At 39.2% G+C, this 16,941-nt stretch carries 14 protein-coding genes; 4 read left to right on the top strand and 10 right to left on the bottom strand.

Features of this window, described 5'->3' with window-relative positions; translation table 11 throughout:
• Positions 1-33 precede the first annotated feature (33 nt).
• The 5 genes from AC1Q6O_RS05890 to AC1Q6O_RS05870 form a co-directional block, all read right to left on the bottom strand.
• Positions 34-1,551, bottom strand: coding sequence for an NCS1 family transporter (locus tag AC1Q6O_RS05890; RefSeq protein WP_043990166.1), 1,518 nt, complete (start codon positions 1,549-1,551; stop codon positions 34-36).
• Between the two features lie 183 nt (positions 1,552-1,734).
• The gene (gene preA, locus AC1Q6O_RS05885) at positions 1,735-2,997 is read right to left on the bottom strand and encodes an NAD-dependent dihydropyrimidine dehydrogenase subunit PreA (RefSeq protein ID WP_043990168.1); all 1,263 of its coding nucleotides are present in this window, start codon (positions 2,995-2,997) and stop codon (positions 1,735-1,737) included.
• A gap of 13 nt (positions 2,998-3,010) precedes the next feature.
• A complete protein-coding gene (locus AC1Q6O_RS05880) occupies positions 3,011-4,378 on the bottom strand; it encodes an NAD(P)-dependent oxidoreductase (RefSeq protein WP_492401003.1) in 1,368 nt (455 codons plus the stop codon).
• A gap of 97 nt (positions 4,379-4,475) precedes the next feature.
• Positions 4,476-5,879, bottom strand: a complete 1,404-nt coding sequence (hydA, locus tag AC1Q6O_RS05875) for a dihydropyrimidinase (protein WP_043990169.1) — start codon at positions 5,877-5,879, stop codon at positions 4,476-4,478.
• Between the two features lie 44 nt (positions 5,880-5,923).
• A complete protein-coding gene (locus AC1Q6O_RS05870; protein WP_043990170.1) occupies positions 5,924-7,168 on the bottom strand; it encodes a Zn-dependent hydrolase in 1,245 nt (414 codons plus the stop codon).
• Between the two features lie 140 nt (positions 7,169-7,308).
• Here AC1Q6O_RS05870 and AC1Q6O_RS05865 point away from each other — a divergent pair, with 140 nt between their 5' ends.
• The 3 genes from AC1Q6O_RS05865 to AC1Q6O_RS05855 all read left to right on the top strand — a co-directional run bounded on the left by AC1Q6O_RS05865 (position 7,309) and on the right by AC1Q6O_RS05855 (position 11,544).
• Positions 7,309-8,478 carry a PucR family transcriptional regulator gene (locus AC1Q6O_RS05865; RefSeq protein WP_446935539.1) on the top strand — a complete coding sequence of 390 codons (1,170 nt, stop codon included), beginning with the start codon at positions 7,309-7,311 and terminating at the stop codon, positions 8,476-8,478.
• Between the two features lie 171 nt (positions 8,479-8,649).
• The gene (locus AC1Q6O_RS05860) at positions 8,650-10,011 is read left to right on the top strand and encodes an aspartate aminotransferase family protein (RefSeq protein ID WP_089986573.1); all 1,362 of its coding nucleotides are present in this window, start codon (positions 8,650-8,652) and stop codon (positions 10,009-10,011) included.
• Between the two features lie 12 nt (positions 10,012-10,023).
• Positions 10,024-11,544, top strand: coding sequence for a CoA-acylating methylmalonate-semialdehyde dehydrogenase (locus AC1Q6O_RS05855; RefSeq protein ID WP_089986574.1), 1,521 nt, complete (start codon positions 10,024-10,026; stop codon positions 11,542-11,544).
• Positions 11,545-11,641: 97 nt separating this feature from the next.
• Here AC1Q6O_RS05855 and AC1Q6O_RS05850 read toward each other — a convergent pair whose 3' ends face one another.
• The 5 genes from AC1Q6O_RS05850 to AC1Q6O_RS05830 all read right to left on the bottom strand — a co-directional run bounded on the left by AC1Q6O_RS05850 (position 11,642) and on the right by AC1Q6O_RS05830 (position 14,909).
• Positions 11,642-11,974, bottom strand: coding sequence for a DUF378 domain-containing protein (locus AC1Q6O_RS05850; protein WP_008176610.1), 333 nt, complete (start codon positions 11,972-11,974; stop codon positions 11,642-11,644).
• A 172-nt stretch (positions 11,975-12,146) separates the two neighbouring features.
• Positions 12,147-12,644, bottom strand: a complete 498-nt coding sequence (locus tag AC1Q6O_RS05845) for a methylated-DNA--[protein]-cysteine S-methyltransferase (RefSeq protein WP_492401002.1) — start codon at positions 12,642-12,644, stop codon at positions 12,147-12,149.
• A complete protein-coding gene (locus tag AC1Q6O_RS05840) occupies positions 12,631-13,545 on the bottom strand; it encodes a DNA-3-methyladenine glycosylase family protein (RefSeq protein WP_492401001.1) in 915 nt (304 codons plus the stop codon). The genes AC1Q6O_RS05845 and AC1Q6O_RS05840 overlap by 14 nt, the downstream gene beginning before the upstream one ends.
• A gap of 13 nt (positions 13,546-13,558) precedes the next feature.
• Complete coding sequence (locus AC1Q6O_RS05835) at positions 13,559-14,116, bottom strand: bifunctional transcriptional activator/DNA repair enzyme AdaA (RefSeq protein ID WP_008176615.1); 558 nt, start codon at positions 14,114-14,116, stop codon at positions 13,559-13,561.
• 25 nt (positions 14,117-14,141) lie between these two features.
• Positions 14,142-14,909 carry an isocitrate lyase/PEP mutase family protein gene (locus AC1Q6O_RS05830; RefSeq protein ID WP_486346886.1) on the bottom strand — a complete coding sequence of 256 codons (768 nt, stop codon included), beginning with the start codon at positions 14,907-14,909 and terminating at the stop codon, positions 14,142-14,144.
• A 228-nt stretch (positions 14,910-15,137) separates the two neighbouring features.
• On the opposite strand from AC1Q6O_RS05830, the gene AC1Q6O_RS05825 reads away from it, so the two are divergent.
• The gene (locus tag AC1Q6O_RS05825; RefSeq protein ID WP_427533423.1) at positions 15,138-16,925 is read left to right on the top strand and encodes a sensor domain-containing diguanylate cyclase; all 1,788 of its coding nucleotides are present in this window, start codon (positions 15,138-15,140) and stop codon (positions 16,923-16,925) included.
• The last annotated feature ends 16 nt before the right edge of the window (positions 16,926-16,941 follow it).

The raw sequence follows: 16,941 nt of genomic DNA, 5'->3' as shown, positions 1-16,941 counted from the left end.
CCTTCATTTGAAAATGTCTTGATGTAGTGTCACTTATTCGGCACCTTTTATTTCTAGCAGAGGGTCTGGTTGCTCCACTAGCTCATCTTCCTCTTGATCTGTCAGTGGCGCATGTGCTTGTTGGCCAAATAATTCATCCAAATTATGTCCGACTGTAATACCTAAATACTTCGCATCACTTGGATCTACTAGCTCTGCTTGAGGGTATTTTTTAAACCACCAATACTTCGCTAAGACATAATAGACAATTGCTCCTACAAAGAACCCTACTAAAGAAGAATAAGTTGAAAAAATATTGGCGATAGCACCACCGATTACCCAGGCCACTAACCCGGCGATATTAAAACCTTTATAGTATTTAAATTGCCCATCTAATTCATAGAGTTCCTTGACATGTACACGTCGTTTGCGAATGAGATAATAATCCGCAAATAAAATCCCTACAATCGCCGTTAATATTCCACCTATAATCAATAAAACATTGACCATTACATCAAATAAATTCCATGGTTGAGCAAGAATACCAATAATCCCCGCAATAACAACCCCTACCCAAAAAGGTACTTTGGGGCCACCGATATTTGAGAAAATAGTAGCTGCTGGTACGACATTAGCAGACGTATTCGTTGACCATTGTGCTAACACAATCATCAGCAAAAGGATACCTAAAATAAAACCACTCGCACTTTGTTGTAAAGCATTGATAGGGTCAGCAGATGCTACCGCCATATAACAAACTGCACCAATTGTAACAATAAATGTGTTCGTTATTGGCATAACAATTAATGAGCCCACGAGCTGTGTTTTATTCCGTTTGAACCAATTGCGTTCATTTTTAGGTGCTTTAAAAAAGCGAGATAATGATGGCATATCAGCTGCCAGTGTTGACCAAAAGCCCATGTTTGCCATGACCACTACCATAAAAGCTGTAAAGGCAGCAAAGCCCGTTGTTGGCGTTTCTACCCACGTCCATATATTTTTCCCTTGGGACGTAGCATTATCAGCTAATGTGTAATACATCCAGCAAGAAATCAAAATAATGACAGGCGCTGCTAGATCAGCGAAGCGCTCAATGGACTTAATGCCGAGTGATGTATTAAAGAGCTGAAGCGCCGCAAATACAAGGAAACAAATGAACCAATTATCAAAATCAAACAATAAATTTAAAATGCCGTTTATGGCTAATGCGCCAAAATACGTATTAAGACCAAACCAACATGCGGCTGTTATGCCCCTTACAAGAGAAGGAATATGAGTGCCAAATGTGCCGAATGGTGCACGCATATAAACAGGGAATGATAATCCATGCTCAATACCTATATCACCAATTAACGTCATAAAGACACCGATCAAACAGGAACCTACCAACGTAGCTAAAATAACCATAGGTAAGGATAAATTCATAATGGCTGAACCGCCAATTGCAAAAGCCGCTAAAACAATCGCCATCCCTATCCAAATCACCGCAAAACCAAATGTTCCAATATTTCTTTGTTGATGTGTCACTGGAAGTAAATCTGGGGATTTTAAATAATTCCCTTCACGTTCCATAAAGTTTCTCTCCTTTTTTTCTAATTTCCGTGACAACCTACTTGAAGTTTTTCCCTCCTCCATCGCCACTTGATGAAGGAAGGTGGAATTTCGATTTTATTCATTTATCTTCATTCAGTTGGTGTTCGATAGGCTATAGCTCATCCCTATAAATGTCTACTACTGAATAAAGATGAAAAGTCTTTATTTTGAGAGACTGCTAATGAGCGATTGGCGTTCATTCCATGTCATCGGTGGAACGGTTGATTTACGTTCAACCATAGAAATGGCACCATCTACTGGACAAACAATAGAGCATAGATTACAACCAACGCAGTCTTCTTCACGAACTTTTAGCAATGGACGTCCATTTTCTGTATAAAGATCAATACATTGATGTGACGTATCCTCGCAAGCAATATGACACTTGTTACAATTAATACAAACATCATTATTAATTTCTGCGACAATTTTATAATTTAAGTCTAAATCACCCCAGTTTGAATATCTTGAAACGGAGCGACCTACTAAGTCCATGACGGAAGCTAAACCTTTATCGTCTAAATAATTGTTCAACCCATCAATCATATCCTCCACAATACTAAAGCCATGGTGCATCGCTGCTGTACAAACTTGAACGCCTGTTGCACCCATTAATATAAATTCTGCGGCATCCTGCCAATTAGAAATTCCGCCAATGCCCGAAATCGGTACATTGACTAATGGATTACGAGCACATTCTGCTACCATATTGAGTGCAATCGGCTTTACAGCTGGACCACAATAGCCACCATGCGCCCCTTTACCAGCAACATGAGGAACTGTATTCCAAGTATCTAAATCTACACCTGCCAAACTATTGATCGTGTTTATCATACTTATGGCATCTGCTCCACCTCTTTTAGCTGCTTCTGCCGTAACTGTAATATCCGTAATGTTTGGTGTTAATTTCACAATAACAGGTGTACGTGCCGCTTCCTTTACCCAGTACGTTTGTTTTTCCACCAGTTCAGGGACTTGACCAGAGGCAGAACCCATGCCTCGCTCTGCCATCCCATGTGGACAACCAAAGTTAAGCTCAAGACCATCAACCCCCACATCTTCTACACGTTTTACGATTTCATGCCACTTTTCTTGCTTTGGCTCCACCATTAAAGAGGCTATAATCGCGTGATTAGGAAATTTCTTTTTTGTCTCATAAATTTCTTGTAAATTTACTTCTAACGGTCGATCTGTAATTAATTCAATATTATTGAAGCCCGCTACACGCTGGCCGTTAAAACTAACAGCCGCAAAACGGGAGGATACATTTAAAATTGGATCCCCCAATGTTTTCCATACAGCACCACCCCATCCTGCTTCAAATGCGCGTTGTACTTGATAACCAGAATTTGTAGGCGGTGCGGATGCCAACCAAAATGGATTCGGCGATTGGATGCCTGCTAAGTTAATGCGTAAGTCTGCCATGTAAGTTCCCCCTTTATGCAATCTCACTTGGTTTTCTTAAACGTTCGTGAATCTTGTATGCTGCATCTTTTCCTTGCTGTACAGCAGTCACCACCATCGCTTCTCCCTGTCCATTGCCAAAGACAACGTCTCCACATGCAAACACTTTGTCATTGGACGTTTGCATCGTCGTCTCATCTATATCAACAACGCCATTTGTATGGGCTAAACCAAATGCTTTAATTAATGAAACAAAACGAGTTTGCCCAATGGCTTTAATGACCGCATCCACTTCAATAATAAAATTAGAGCCCTGTAATTCCTCTGGTCTTTGTCGACCATCAGGCCCAGGTTCACCAAGCTTCATTTTCACGCATTCAATACCTGTTACCCTGCCATCCTCATTGCCAATAATCTTCTTTGGTGCTGTGAGCCATTTAAATTCCACACCATCCTGCTTCGCAAATTCATATTCAAATTGATAGGCAGTCATTTCTTTTTGCGTTCTTCGATAAAGTATTTGGACATTCTCTGCCCCTAAACGCACTGCACTTGTAGCACCGTCTATCGCTGTATTTCCGGCACCAATAACAGCAACACGTTTTCCTACAATCTCATTTGTAAGCGGTCCCATTTTTGTTTTTCTGACAAACTCAATAGCATCGTGGACACCATCTAAATCTTCTCCCTCAATGCCTAGATTGGGAACAGCCCCCATACCGACAGCTAAAATAACATGGTCATATTCTCCCAAAATTTCATCGGCAGTAATATCGACGCCAACCGTCATATTAGTTTGAATATCCACTCCAAGCTGTTCAATTTGCTCGACTTCCCAATCAACAACATCATTAGGTAATCGGAACGCTACAATACCAAAACTACCTAAGCCACCTGCCTTCGCTTCAGCCTCATAGATAGTTACTTGATAGCCAAAACGACTTAGTTCACGTGCAGCCGATAAACCAGCAGGACCAGCTCCAATAATGGCTACCTTATGACCATTACTTGGCCCCTGTTTAAATAGCTGAGCATTCGTTTCCATTGCCCAATCCGTTGCATAACGCTGTAACTCCCCAATTTTGATTGGCTTTGTTGAAGAATTTAAGACACACGCTCCTTCGCATAATTCTTCTGTTGGACAAACCCTTGCACAGCTTGCACCAATAGGATTTGCTTCTAATATAGTCGTAGCAGAGCCCTTCATATTACCAGATGCGATTTTTTTTATGAAATTTGGAATTTGAATACTTGTCGGACAAGCTTTAATACATGGTGCGTCATAACAATAAAGACAACGATTGGCTTCCTCAATAGCCTCATTCTTTGTCATCTTGTTTTTTAATTCCACAAAATTACGTTTAAGCTGCAAGGTCATCGCATTTTCTTGAATCGGAACCATTCCACATCCCCCTCATGTGTTCTTTTTTCCGTGCACCAATTACGAGACCGATTGTTTTGTTCTCCAGCCAAAACAATCGGTCCTAAACTGAAGGAAGCTAAATCTTCAAGGCTTCCGCAGCTACTGTTTTTAATGGACGTTTAATATATTGTCCGCTACCTAGTACACCAACAAATTCTTTATTTTTAATGACATATTCGCCACGTACTAGCACACTAACAGGCTCGCCAGTCACTTCCCATCCCTCATATGGGTTATAGTCGACGTTCATATGATGTGTTTTAGCCGAAATTTGGCGTTTTGCCTCTGGATCAAAAATAACGATATCTGCATCAGAGCCGATGGCGATTGTTCCCTTTTGCGGGAATAAACCAAATATTTTTGCAGCACTTGTTGAAATCATATCGACAAATTCATGAATCGAAATTCTACCTTTGGCAACGCCTTCAGAATATAAAATACTGAAACGATCCTCAATGAAAGGCCCTCCATTTGGAATTTTTGAGAAATCATTTAGGCCTAACTGTTTTTTACCCTTAAAGCTAAAGGAGCATTGGTCAGAGCCAATTGTCTGAAGCTGTTTCGCCTTTAGGGCATTCCATAAATGTTCTTGATGATATTTCGGGCGAAGAGGAGGTGACCAAACATACTTGGCTCCTTCAAAGCCTGGCTGGGCAAGAGCTGATTGATCAAGTGTTAAATAGGGTGGACATGTTTCACCATAGACGTCATAGCCCTTTTCACGAGCAGCAATAATTTCATCCACCGCTTCTTTACATGTTACATGCACTACATATAGCTTTGCTCCAGCAATATGCGCTAATTCGATGGCACGTTTTGTTGCCTCTCCCTCTAATTCAGCCGGACGTGTTAATGCATGATAAATCGGCTCCTTATGGCCTGCACGTCTTGCTTCCTCGACAAGTTCATCAATCACAGAGCCATTTTCACAATGTACCATCACCAATGCTCCAAGATCTTTGGCAATTTTAAACGCCTTAAAAAGTGTTCGATCTGAAGCCTGGAACTCTTTAGCATATGCCATAAAGACTTTGACAGAGGTAATTCCCTCTTGCTCTAAAATTTGAGGTAATTCGGCTTCGGTTTCAGGCGTTAAATCACCAATCATTAAATGGAAACCATAATCAATAGCAGACTTTCCTTTGGCTTTGTCATGCCATCTTTCTACGGCCGCTGACAATTTTTCTTCACCAGCTGTTAAACAAAAATCTAAAATAGTGGTTGTCCCACCAAAAGCCGCCGCAATCGTTCCTGACTTCCAATCATCATCTGTCACTGTATTATTGAATGGCATATCTAAATGCGTATGAGGATCAATCCCCCCTGGCAACACATATTTCCCAGTTGCATCAATGATTTCAGCGCCATCCTCACTTAAATTTTGCCCGATTTGCACAATCTTGCCATTATCTATTAAAATATCTGCCTCATATGCATCCGCAGCAGTTGCTACTCTTCCACCTTTAATCATTTTTTTCACTGTGCCCCTCACCCTTCATCACAAAATTAGAGAATACTTCATGTTTAATGCAATGTATAAGTTTCGCCCATACTAAATTTTGTTTGTAGCGTTAGAACCGTTTCTAGCAAAATATCTGCTCCCTTTGCACAATCCTCAAAGGTTGTTTTCTCTTCCTCACAATGACTCTTCCCTTGAATACTTGGAACAAAAATCATTGCCGATGGAACCATACTCGCCATATACTGGGCATCGTGTCCTGCTCCACTAAACATGCGATGTACAGTATAACCGAAGCTCTGACAGGCTCTTTCTACCTCATTACAAATAGCTGTATCAAAATACACGGTGTCCCTACCCCATAACTTTACTGGGTGGATATTACATCCTCCTGCAGTTTCGGGTAGCGCAAGAAGAATATCCTCAACTTGTTCCATCACCTCAGGATTTTGATGACGAGAATCAATCGTAAATGTCACCTGATTAGGGATGACTGTGTGAATATTTGGAGAAACATTCAGACGGCCAAATGTAAACACTAATTGCTCATCAATCTTTCCTAATTGCTCATGTAACTCAGTTATGATCGTTGAGGCAACAATCATTGGGTCTTTCCGCATTGTCATGGGAGTCGTACCAGCATGATTCGATTGCCCTGTAATTGTAATTTCGTAGCAAACCATGCCAAGCACACCTTCTACAACCCCAATTTCATGTTGTTTCGCTTCTAACACTGGCCCTTGCTCAATATGCAATTCGATATAAGCAAGTGCTTCCTTCAGACGATTGGCTTGCTCTCCCTCATACCCACTTGCTTGTAACGCTTCGTGGAAACGAACACCATTTTTATCTGTGGATTGTAGCATCTTTTCTTTGTCAAATTTCGAGGTGATAACCCCCGAACTCATCATTGCTGGGTCAAAACGAGCCCCTTCTTCATTCGTAAAATTGACAATCATGAGCGGAATATCCACTTCAATTTCATTTTCTTTAATCGTTCGTATTGCCTCGATAGCAGTTAATATGCCTAATACACCATCGAATCTTCCACCCTTTTCCACCGAATCTAAATGGGAACCCATAACGATTGGTGGCACATCCTTTTTCCCAGCAAGAGTCGCATAAATATTGCCCATATCATCCACATGAATATCCATACCTAAAGCTTCACAACACTCACAAAAATAGTTTCGTGCTAATACATCCTCATCCGAAAGAGACAAACGTGTGACGCCACCATTTTCAGTAGCCCCAAATTGACTAAATTGTTCAATTAACTCTCGCAATCGTCTACTATTACATTTATACATATGCAAGTCCTCTCTTTCACAGTAGTTATTAAACATTCTAAAATAGATAAAATTTGAGAGATATGGATAGAAAACTAAAAAAATATGTGCAACTGCACATCATATATGGTAAGTTATGTTCATAATTAAGGGGGGGGAATATGGGTACGATTCGTAAAATCGTGGAGGGAGTTCAATTCCCAATGCTCACATTAGTCGCTGGACATAGTGGTACGTATCGAAGAGTTACTGGTATTAATGTTGTTGAAAGCAATGATTTAATCATGTTTTGTAGACCCAATGAATTAGTCGTCACAACTGGTATTCATTTAAATGCAGATGTAAATTCATTAGAACAACTTGTGAAACAAGCCTACGCCAAAAAAGTAGCTGGTTTTATTATTAATACAGGTCCATTCATTCCTAATATTCCAGAGGCCGTCATCTCATTTGCCAATCAATATGATTTCCCTATTTTTCAAATGCCATGGAATTATCGAATTGCCGATCTATTAAAAACGACCTTTCAGTTTATCGCCAACCACCATCAGGAGCTATCCATGGAAGAAAAAGTTCTGTTCAATTTATTATTCCATTACAAACAAAACGCTAACAGCATGAAGGATCAACTAGCACAGCTTGGTTTTCCTCAAGGAAGAGAATTAGCCATCATTACTTGCACAACAGTCGGCACTCAAGCCTCCATTGATCGATATGAGGTATTGGTGCAGTTCGCTTTTCAAAATCGCTATCAACGCTTCTTAAAATTAAAACATAAAAACTACCTCATCTTTTTAATTGATAAAACACAGATCAATACACCAAATATACCCTTCTCAAAAATCGTTGAAGAAATCTATGAAAAAATTACGTTAAAAAATGGTTGCTTGGATATGATTATTGGAAAAGGCAACTATCATAAAGAGCTTGAAAATGTCCGAAAAAGCTATGATGAATCATTAACGGTCATTCATTTAGCGCAGCTCCACAACAATCGTTTTTTATATAAATATAAAGAAATAGGTGCCTATAAAATTATTATGGCTGTGCAAAATCAAGCACTCATGAAATCCTTCAGCCAGGATATTCTTGGTCATCTCTACCACTATGATGATGTGCACAACACAGATTATGTACCATTTTTACGCATTTTTCTTGAGGAAAACGGCAGTACAAGTAGGATTAGTGAGCGTCAGTTTATTCATCGCAACACGGTTCTTTATAAAATAAAAAAAATTGAAATGCTTTTAGATATGGACTTGAGTAATCCCTTTACTAAGACAAATTTGTATATTGCCTTTTTAATAGAGGATGTTTTAACACATCAATAATGGCTATGTAGTCATTTAATTATCAGAATTTTCTATCACAAAATATTCCTTCTAAAACTGGTAAGGCATACATATAAAGTACAAATGGGGACGACTTTGCATTTTTTGTTGTCCACATCTGACTTAAGACGTATGCATGTTCAGCCATTACTTGTTTAAGGAGTGAATGTAGTGACCAATGTAACAAGACCAAATTGGCAAGTCAAAGATGAACAATTTGTATGGCACTCCATGAAGCCATACAACCCAAAAGCAACGATGATTGTCCAATCTTCTAAGGGTGCCTGGATTACCGACACTGAAGGAAAACGCTATTTAGATGCTATGGCAGGCTTATGGTGTGTAAATGTTGGTTATGGTCGAGAGGCAATTGCTAAAGTTGCCTATGATCAATTACTAGAAAATACGTATACACCGTTATCTGTTGGACATATCCCTGCCATTCAATTAAGTGAAAAGATTAGTGAACTATTAGGAGATGATTATGTCGTCTTTTACTCGAACAGTGGTTCTGAAGCGAATGAAGCTGCCTTCAAAATCGCTCGACAGTATCATCAACAAAAAGGACATGTCAATAGAACGAAGATTATTTCTCGTTATCGTGCTTATCACGGGAGCTCAATGGGGGCTTTAGCGGCAACTGGACAAGCTCAGCGAAAATACAAATATGAGCCATTGGCACCTGGTTTTATCCATGTCACGCCACCTGATTCGTATCGTGCCAATGAAGACCATATTAAAAGTAAAGATCCATGTGCATTGCCATCTGTGCAAGCGATCGACCATGTCATGACCTGGGAAATGTCTGATTCTATTGCTGCTGTCATTATGGAGCCAATCATTACTGGCGGCGGTGTGATCATGCCCCATGAGAATTACTTACAAGGGGTTAAAGCAGTTTGTGAAAAACATGGTGCATTATTAATTGTGGATGAAGTGATTTGTGGCTTTGGACGTACAGGCAAAGCTTTTGGTTTCCAAAACTACGGCATACAGCCTGATATTGTGACAATGGCTAAAGGCTTAACAAGCGCTTATATGCCACTATCTGCTACTGCTGTTCGACGTGAAATTTATGAGGCTTTTGCAGGGAATGACGATTATGATTTCTTCCGCCATGTTAACACCTTTGGTGGCTCGCCAGCTGCTTGTGCCGTAGCATTAAAAAATATTGAAATAATGGAAGAGGAAAATTTATTTAACTATTCCGCTACGTTAGGAGAAACGCTCCTTAAAACTTTACAAGAGCAATTAAAGGAACATCCATATGTCGGGGATATTCGTGGAAAAGGGCTTTTGATCGGTATAGAGCTTGTACAAGACAAAAAGAGCAAAGCCCCACTAGATGTCACACTCGTTAATAAGGTTATTGCGCAATGTAAGGAGCAGGGGCTAATTATTGGCAAGAACGGTGTAACTGTTGCAGGCTACAATAATGTTTTAACGCTATCTCCTCCACTAATCGTCTCCTCTGAGGAGATTAACTTCCTTGTGGAAAAATTCACACAAGCCTTACATGCTATAAAATTGTAGGAGGACAGCTCAATGATAACGAATACGGATATTCAAGAATTAGGCCATTTCATTAATGGACAAACTGTTTTAGGAAAAAGTGGACATTTTTCTGATGTATACAATCCAAGCACGGGTTCTGTCATTGCGCGAGTTCCCCTAGCAACACAAGAAGAGGTAAAAGAAGCGATCAATGCTGCCCAAAAAGCATTCCCTGCATGGCGCGCATTATCCGTTGGGAAACGAGCAGAAATAATGCTCAAGTTTCGACAATTACTGACAGACAATATGGATGAACTCATCGATATGATTTGTAAGGAAAGCGGCAAAACCAAAGAAGATGCGAAGGGCGAGATTACACGTGGTTTAGAATCGGTTGATTTAGCCATCAATGCCCCACACTTACTAAAAGGTGAGTATTCCGTTAATGTGGGTGGTCAAATTAATGCTTATTCCACAAAAGCACCATTAGGCATAGTGGCTGCCATTTCACCGTTTAACTTTCCTGTTATGGTCCCACTAGCCATTACAAGCATGGCTGTCGCTGTTGGAAACTGTGTAATTTTAAAGCCATCCGAGCGTGTCCCTTGTTCTGCGCTATATATATCAGAGCTATGGACAAAGGCAGGCTTACCAGAAGGCGTATGGACGGTCATTAACGGTGATAAAGATGCTGTCAATGAGCTTTTATCCAACCCACTAATTGAAGCAGTTTCCTTTGTAGGGTCCACTCCTGTTGCAGAAGCTATTTACGTCACGGCTTCTAAACATGGGAAACGTGTGACTGCGCTTGGCGGTGGGAAAAATAATATGGTTGTCATGCCAGACGCTGATTTAGAGCAGGTCGCAAATGCCTTTTTAGGTGCAGCCTATGGGGCAGCTTCTCAACGGTGTATGGCAATCTCTACCATTATCCCTATAGGGGAGGATACGGCAAATAAATTAGTCACGATCCTAGCTGATAAAATTGCCAAATTAAAAGTGGGACCTTATACAGACCCCGACGTTGATTTCGGTCCAGTTATTACAGAGCATTCGAAGGAAACGATTATTGGCTATATTGATCGTAGCCTACAGGAAGGCGCAACCATTGTTTGTGATGGACGACATCCGGAAATTGCCAAACAATCAAAAGGGTTTTATCTAGGTCCTACTCTCCTCGATCATGTTAAACCAGGTATGGAAATTTATGAGCAGGAGGTTTTTGGACCAGCCCGCAATATGGTTCGTGTGGATTCATTGGATGAAGCGATTGCCTTAATCAATGCACATGAACTGGGTAATGGCGTGACAATTTTTACGAATGATGGTGCAGCTGCTCGTAAATTCACCACTGAAATTGAAGTAGGGATGGTTGGCGTGAACGTACCTATCCCCATTCCAGTAGGCTATCATAATTTTGGTGGCTGGAAACGCTCAAGATTTGGTGAGGGACATATGTTTGGACCAGATCAAGTACGCTTCTTTACAAAAACAAAGACCATTTCAGAAAAATGGATCACACAAGATCATGACACTACATCATCCTTTGCCTTCCCAAGCAATCAAGCATAAAGATAACTTGCGTAGTCATTAAATGGACTACGCAAGTTTTTCACCTATTTGAAAAAAACTGACGAACCAAATATGGCCACCAGTTTTTATCATAAGCTTACATATTGTCTTTCTTGTCCACTTTTTTCACTTCAGTTGTCTTCTTTACTTCAGTGAAATCCGCTTCTTCCCCAGCCTCCATGCCATAGCTAGGATTTCGATCGATACGCGTATAAGTATCTATGTCTTCCTCGTCTTCAAATCGCTTCACCAAAATTGGTAAAGTAATTAAACCAGCGATTCCGACTAGTGCGTAAATCCATCGCGATAAAACCGCTGTTTGCCCGCCAAATAAATAAGCCACTAAATCAAACCTAAAGAATCCAATGAGTCCCCAGTTGATTGCCCCTATAATGACTAACACTAATGCGATTCTATAGAGCACGCTCATGAGTACACCTCCTTTATCATTTTTACTCCTAGCTAATTTTTTAGCAGAGAGGTGTCATAAGAAGCGATAAAATGATAAAGACTAATCATTAAAACCGCCATATTGACGGTCTTATTTTTTGCAATAACCACTTTTTTATACAGGTCGAGGTGGCCAGATGGACTAGGTGTAATTAGCCTTTTTTGGCATTGCCCTTTAATTGATGAGATTGTTCATGTTGAAGAAGCCATTCTTTACGCCACATTCCACCACCATATCCAGTCAAAGATCCATTAGAACCAATAATTCGATGACAAGGAACGACGATACTAATATTATTTTTACCATTGGCACTACCAACTGCTCTCACTGCCTTTTCATTGTGAATAGCCACAGCAATATCTTTATAGGAAGCTGTTTCACCGTAGCCTACGCTAGGTAAAGCATGCCAAACGGCTTGTTGAAAGTCTGTTCCTTTAAAAACATAGGGAAAAGTAAACTCACGTCGTTCACCAATAAAATATTCATGTATTTGCTTAGCACATTCTAGTAGCACTGCAGGTGTGTCTTGTTGATGAACATGGATGAGCTCTTGTCGTTCTGCAAAATTAATGCCATCAATTGCTTCTTCATTTCCTTCGATTTCAATCATGCCAATCGGTGATTTATAATCTAATTTAAACTGTTTCATATAGTGACCTCCATAAGTAAAAAGTTGCATAAGCCTGCCATCCTTGCCAATGTTGCGAATAGTGGGTAATTTCCTCAATCTTAGGTTTTCGTTCTAACCCTAATTGCCTTTTTAGAGCATTATGTAGACCCACATCTGCAATGGGAAACGCAGATAGCTCTTGGTAAGATTTCATTAACACATAGTCAGCCGTCCATGCCCCAATGCCCCGAATAGCCATTAAACTTTTTTTCATGTCCTCGTAATCCTTTTTTTGGCGTAGCATTTCTTTGGTCAATTGACCGTTTGCTATACTTTTCGCAATATCAATGATGTACTCTGCCTTTTTTTGCGTAAACTGAAGGTTCCTTAAATCCTCCACTTGAATAGTAGCTATTTTTTCGGGTGTTGGAAATAACCAGTGGCTTTCCCCTTCAAAGGTAACACTGTGTCCAAATTGTTCAACGAAGCGCTTTTTAAGTGTATAGGCAAACGTTAAATGAATTTGCTGTCCAATAATAGCCCACACGAGAGCCTCGAATAAGTCAGGTATTCCCAATAAACGTAATCCTCTATATTTTTCTGCCAATGGCTGTAAAATATTATCCTTGTTAGCCATCTGATAAAAACAAGCCAAATCCGTTTCTAAATCAAACCATTCTATAAGATAGCGTACAATTCCTTCTCTGTCATGGAGTGATGGCTGATTCATCGGAAATTCTACTTTCATTTTATAAGCTTGCTCACTTATTCTACATAAAATTAGCTGATCCTTTATTTTTAGTAATTTAAAGAGAACATCCTCTTTTATTTGGTGGAGAATTTCTTGATTGGATCGTTTTAAAAACATCCAACACTCTGTAAAATCAAATTCCGCTGGAGGTTCGATTTCTACAAAATGAGCGTGATTCATCCAGTTCATAGCCTTCCCCTTCCTATGAAAGATTTCGATATTGTGTGGGCGAGCAATTTTTTAATCGTCGAAACACTTTATAGAAGTTAGACGGACTTTGAAACCCAGCTTCATAGCAAATTTCCAAATTTGTATAGTCTGTATGTTTTAAAAGGTGAGCCGCCTTATCAATTCTTATTTTTTCAAGATAGGCTCGAGGCGTCTCCGCTGTCACTTGTTTAAATAGTCGCTCAAGATGGAATGGACTAATACCAACATGCTCTGCCATATCCTGCAAGGTTACCTTTTGTTTATACGCACTAATGATAAAAGCTGTTACCTGTTGAATCAATTGTGTATGCGGTGAACATTCGATTTCAGGCTGACATCGTTTACATGCACGATAGCCCGCTGTCTCGACTTCTTGAATAGATTCATAAAAATCAACATTCATCTTTTTTGGCTTTCTTGATTTACAGGAAGGACGGCAATAAATTTTAGTCGTTTTAACCGCCGTATAAAATAGGCCATCATAGGTTTGATCACAGGCTATAATCTTTTCCCACTTCTCCTCAAAGGATAAATGGATTGCATTGTCCACGAATGGCTCACCTCATTTTCATAGATTACACATATAAAGAAGAAGTATCTTGGTCTTTTACTAATTGTGCAGTATGCGCTGTCAAATAGGCAATGATTTTATCCGAAAGTGCATTGCCAAAACTCATGCGTCTTACCCCTAATTCTTTTAATGTTTGGCAATTTGTTAAACCTGGTAAAGAAAGGAGATTGATCGGTGCATCCACATTGCTTGTGATAGCTCTTATTTCATCCACATTTGTTAAGCCTGGGATAAAAACACCACTTGCTCCGCTCTCGACATAAGCCATTGCTCTAGTCATCGTTTCTTGATATGGCTGTTCAACTTGAAAATACGTATCTGTTCTAGCATTAATAAAAAAATTTTGATAACCACGATTATCTAACATAGACCTCATATTTGTAAGCAAATGACAGTGTTCTGTAAGACTTCTTAAGCCTACTTGATGTTTGAATGAATCTTCAATATTAATTCCTGCTACTCCAACATCAGCCGTCCTTAACACATTGTCAATAATGCTTTGTTCATCATGACCATATCCCGCTTCAATATCCGCTGATACGGGGATATTTACTTGCTCTGTTATAGCTTGAATAATGGCCAAATGACGCTGAAAATCAATCAGTTCCCCGTCTGCATAGCCCAGTGAATTCGCAATCCCCCAGCTAGTTGTACCAATCGCCTGAAAACCTGCTTTTTCTAATATGAGCGCTGATAACACATCCCAAGCATTCCCTAAAAATAAAAGCTCCTGCGATTCATGTAAATCATTGAATTTCTGAATGTTTGACATATTGAAAGCCTCCCTATCATTTACTAGACCTCATATTATCAGGAAGTTTCCATTTATTTCGTCCTCAATCTTGCTGTTATAGTCTATAATAAGGAGGTATCAATTAACTTAAATTTCTAAAAAGAGAAAATTAAACAAATGTTGTAGCTATTCAACTTCACCTAGTAATGGTAGAATGGGAGCAATGAATTTTTGATGAAAAACAAAAGGATCAGAAAAACACTGTTTTTGATTTGTTTTACCCTTTCTTTTATCATCCTTATACCACCTGTAAGTGCTATGAGCCCAACAGATGAGCTAGTAGACCCTATTATAGTAGGAGAGCATTATGAAATTTTTCGAGATCCATCAAAAAAGGTCCCTATTGAAGATATATTGAACGGCACTTATGACCATCTCTTTGTGGCCAGCAATCAACCCTATCCATTCTTTTGGCATACTCAAGATACCATTTGGTTACGCTTACCTATGGACAAGATTTTATTAGATAAAGAGGAACCTTATTGGCTAGAGGTGACAGATAAATTAGATAGCATTGAGTTGTTCTCGGTAAAAGCGGATGGCTCCTATGATGTGCAACGAAGAGGCATTGCTAATCTAGGGGAACAATCTCTTCCATCTCGTTCTAATTTATTTCACATCCAAGACCCTTCTATTCAAGAAATTTTTATTAAGTTAGATGGGACATTACCACTAAGTATTACCTCCTTTTTATATACGGAAATAAGTTTTACAAATAAGATGAGTGAATATAAATTTTTAACTGGCATTTTCTATGGTTTTTTATCAGCTCTTTTAATTTATAACTTATTTTTATTTTTTTCACTGAAGGATAAAGCTTACTTTTTCTATGTTTTATATATGTTAAGTTTTATTTTTTATCAAGCAACGTTAAATTCACTAGACATAGAATTATTAGGCAATTGGTTGTCGCAAGAATTTTTTATTAAATCATTAACAATTAGCGGCAATCTACTGCTTTTATTTATGCTCCTATTTTGTCTTCAGTTTTTGGAGTTAAAAAAATTTCTACCGTCATTCCATACAATCGGAAAACTACTCTTATGGATCACCATCTGTTCTTTAATGGCATCTTTTATACTCCCTGATGTTGCATTTATTAATAATTTCACAACTACCTTTGCGGTAGTAGTCTTTATCTTTCTATGGCTGTCTGGCATTTTCGTTTTCAAAAAAGGGCAAAAGATGGCTCGATACTATATCATTGGCTGGACAGTTTTACTAAGCTCCATCATTGTTCAAGCGCTGGCCTTTTTAAGTATTATTCCATTCCATCCACGAGTTTTTGAGGAAGTACCAGCCATTGGTGCTATTTTTGAATCCATTTTTTTATCTTTAGCATTGGGCGATAAAATCAACATTATAAAAAAAGAGCATCAACTCATGCAAGAAACACTAAATGAAACATTAGAATATAAAGTTCAAGAACGGACAAAAGAGCTTGAAGCAGCCAAACTTGAGCTTGAAGCATTAGCAAACACAGACCGACTCACTCAAATACCAAATCGTGTACGCTTAGATGACGTATTAGAAAAAGAATTTAAGCAAGCTACAGGAAACGGCACACCCCTATCGATTATCTTGTTGGATATTGATCATTTTAAAGCTGTGAATGATGAATTTGGACATCAAGTGGGTGATCTTGTGTTACGTCATGCAGCAGACATTTTAAAAAATCATGTACGAGTAGAAGACATTGTTGGTAGATGGGGCGGCGAGGAATTTTTAGTTGTTTGTCCAAACACTCGCTTAAAGGATGCTGTGCAACTGTCTGAAAATCTACGACAGCAACTTGAACAACATTCATTTCCAGTTGTTCATCAAAAAACGAGTAGCTTTGGTGTGACAAGTTTTGTCATTGGCGATACGATTCATTCCTTATTATCAAGATGTGATAAAGCTTTATATCAGGCAAAGGAATATGGTAGAAACCGCGTGGAATTTTTACAGAATGATATAAATTCAGAGACTAATCAAGAGGCGTCCACCCTGTGATATCTTTTGACGAAAA

It is taken from the genome of Lysinibacillus sp. GW823-FHT06C08 (assembly GCF_058795135.1).
This window is presented reverse-complemented; position numbering and strand designations above follow the sequence as displayed.

What these genes read in the sequence shown, in the direction of transcription:
- AC1Q6O_RS05890 (WP_043990166.1), bottom strand. Translation starts at nt 1,551, where the DNA reads ATGGAACGTGAAGGGAATTATTTAAAATCCCCAGATTTACTTCCAGTG.
- preA (WP_043990168.1), bottom strand. Translation starts at nt 2,997, where the DNA reads ATGGCAGACTTACGCATTAACTTAGCAGGCATCCAATCGCCGAATCCA.
- AC1Q6O_RS05880 (WP_492401003.1), bottom strand. Translation starts at nt 4,378, where the DNA reads ATGGTTCCGATTCAAGAAAATGCGATGACCTTGCAGCTTAAACGTAAT.
- AC1Q6O_RS05870 (WP_043990170.1), bottom strand. Translation starts at nt 7,168, where the DNA reads ATGTATAAATGTAATAGTAGACGATTGCGAGAGTTAATTGAACAATTT.
- AC1Q6O_RS05865 (WP_446935539.1), top strand. Translation starts at nt 7,309, where the DNA reads ATGGGTACGATTCGTAAAATCGTGGAGGGAGTTCAATTCCCAATGCTC.
- AC1Q6O_RS05855 (WP_089986574.1), top strand. Translation starts at nt 10,024, where the DNA reads ATGATAACGAATACGGATATTCAAGAATTAGGCCATTTCATTAATGGA.
- AC1Q6O_RS05850 (WP_008176610.1), bottom strand. Translation starts at nt 11,974, where the DNA reads ATGAGCGTGCTCTATAGAATCGCATTAGTGTTAGTCATTATAGGGGCA.
- AC1Q6O_RS05845 (WP_492401002.1), bottom strand. Translation starts at nt 12,644, where the DNA reads ATGAAACAGTTTAAATTAGATTATAAATCACCGATTGGCATGATTGAA.
- AC1Q6O_RS05840 (WP_492401001.1), bottom strand. Translation starts at nt 13,545, where the DNA reads ATGAACTGGATGAATCACGCTCATTTTGTAGAAATCGAACCTCCAGCG.
- AC1Q6O_RS05830 (WP_486346886.1), bottom strand. Translation starts at nt 14,909, where the DNA reads ATGTCAAACATTCAGAAATTCAATGATTTACATGAATCGCAGGAGCTT.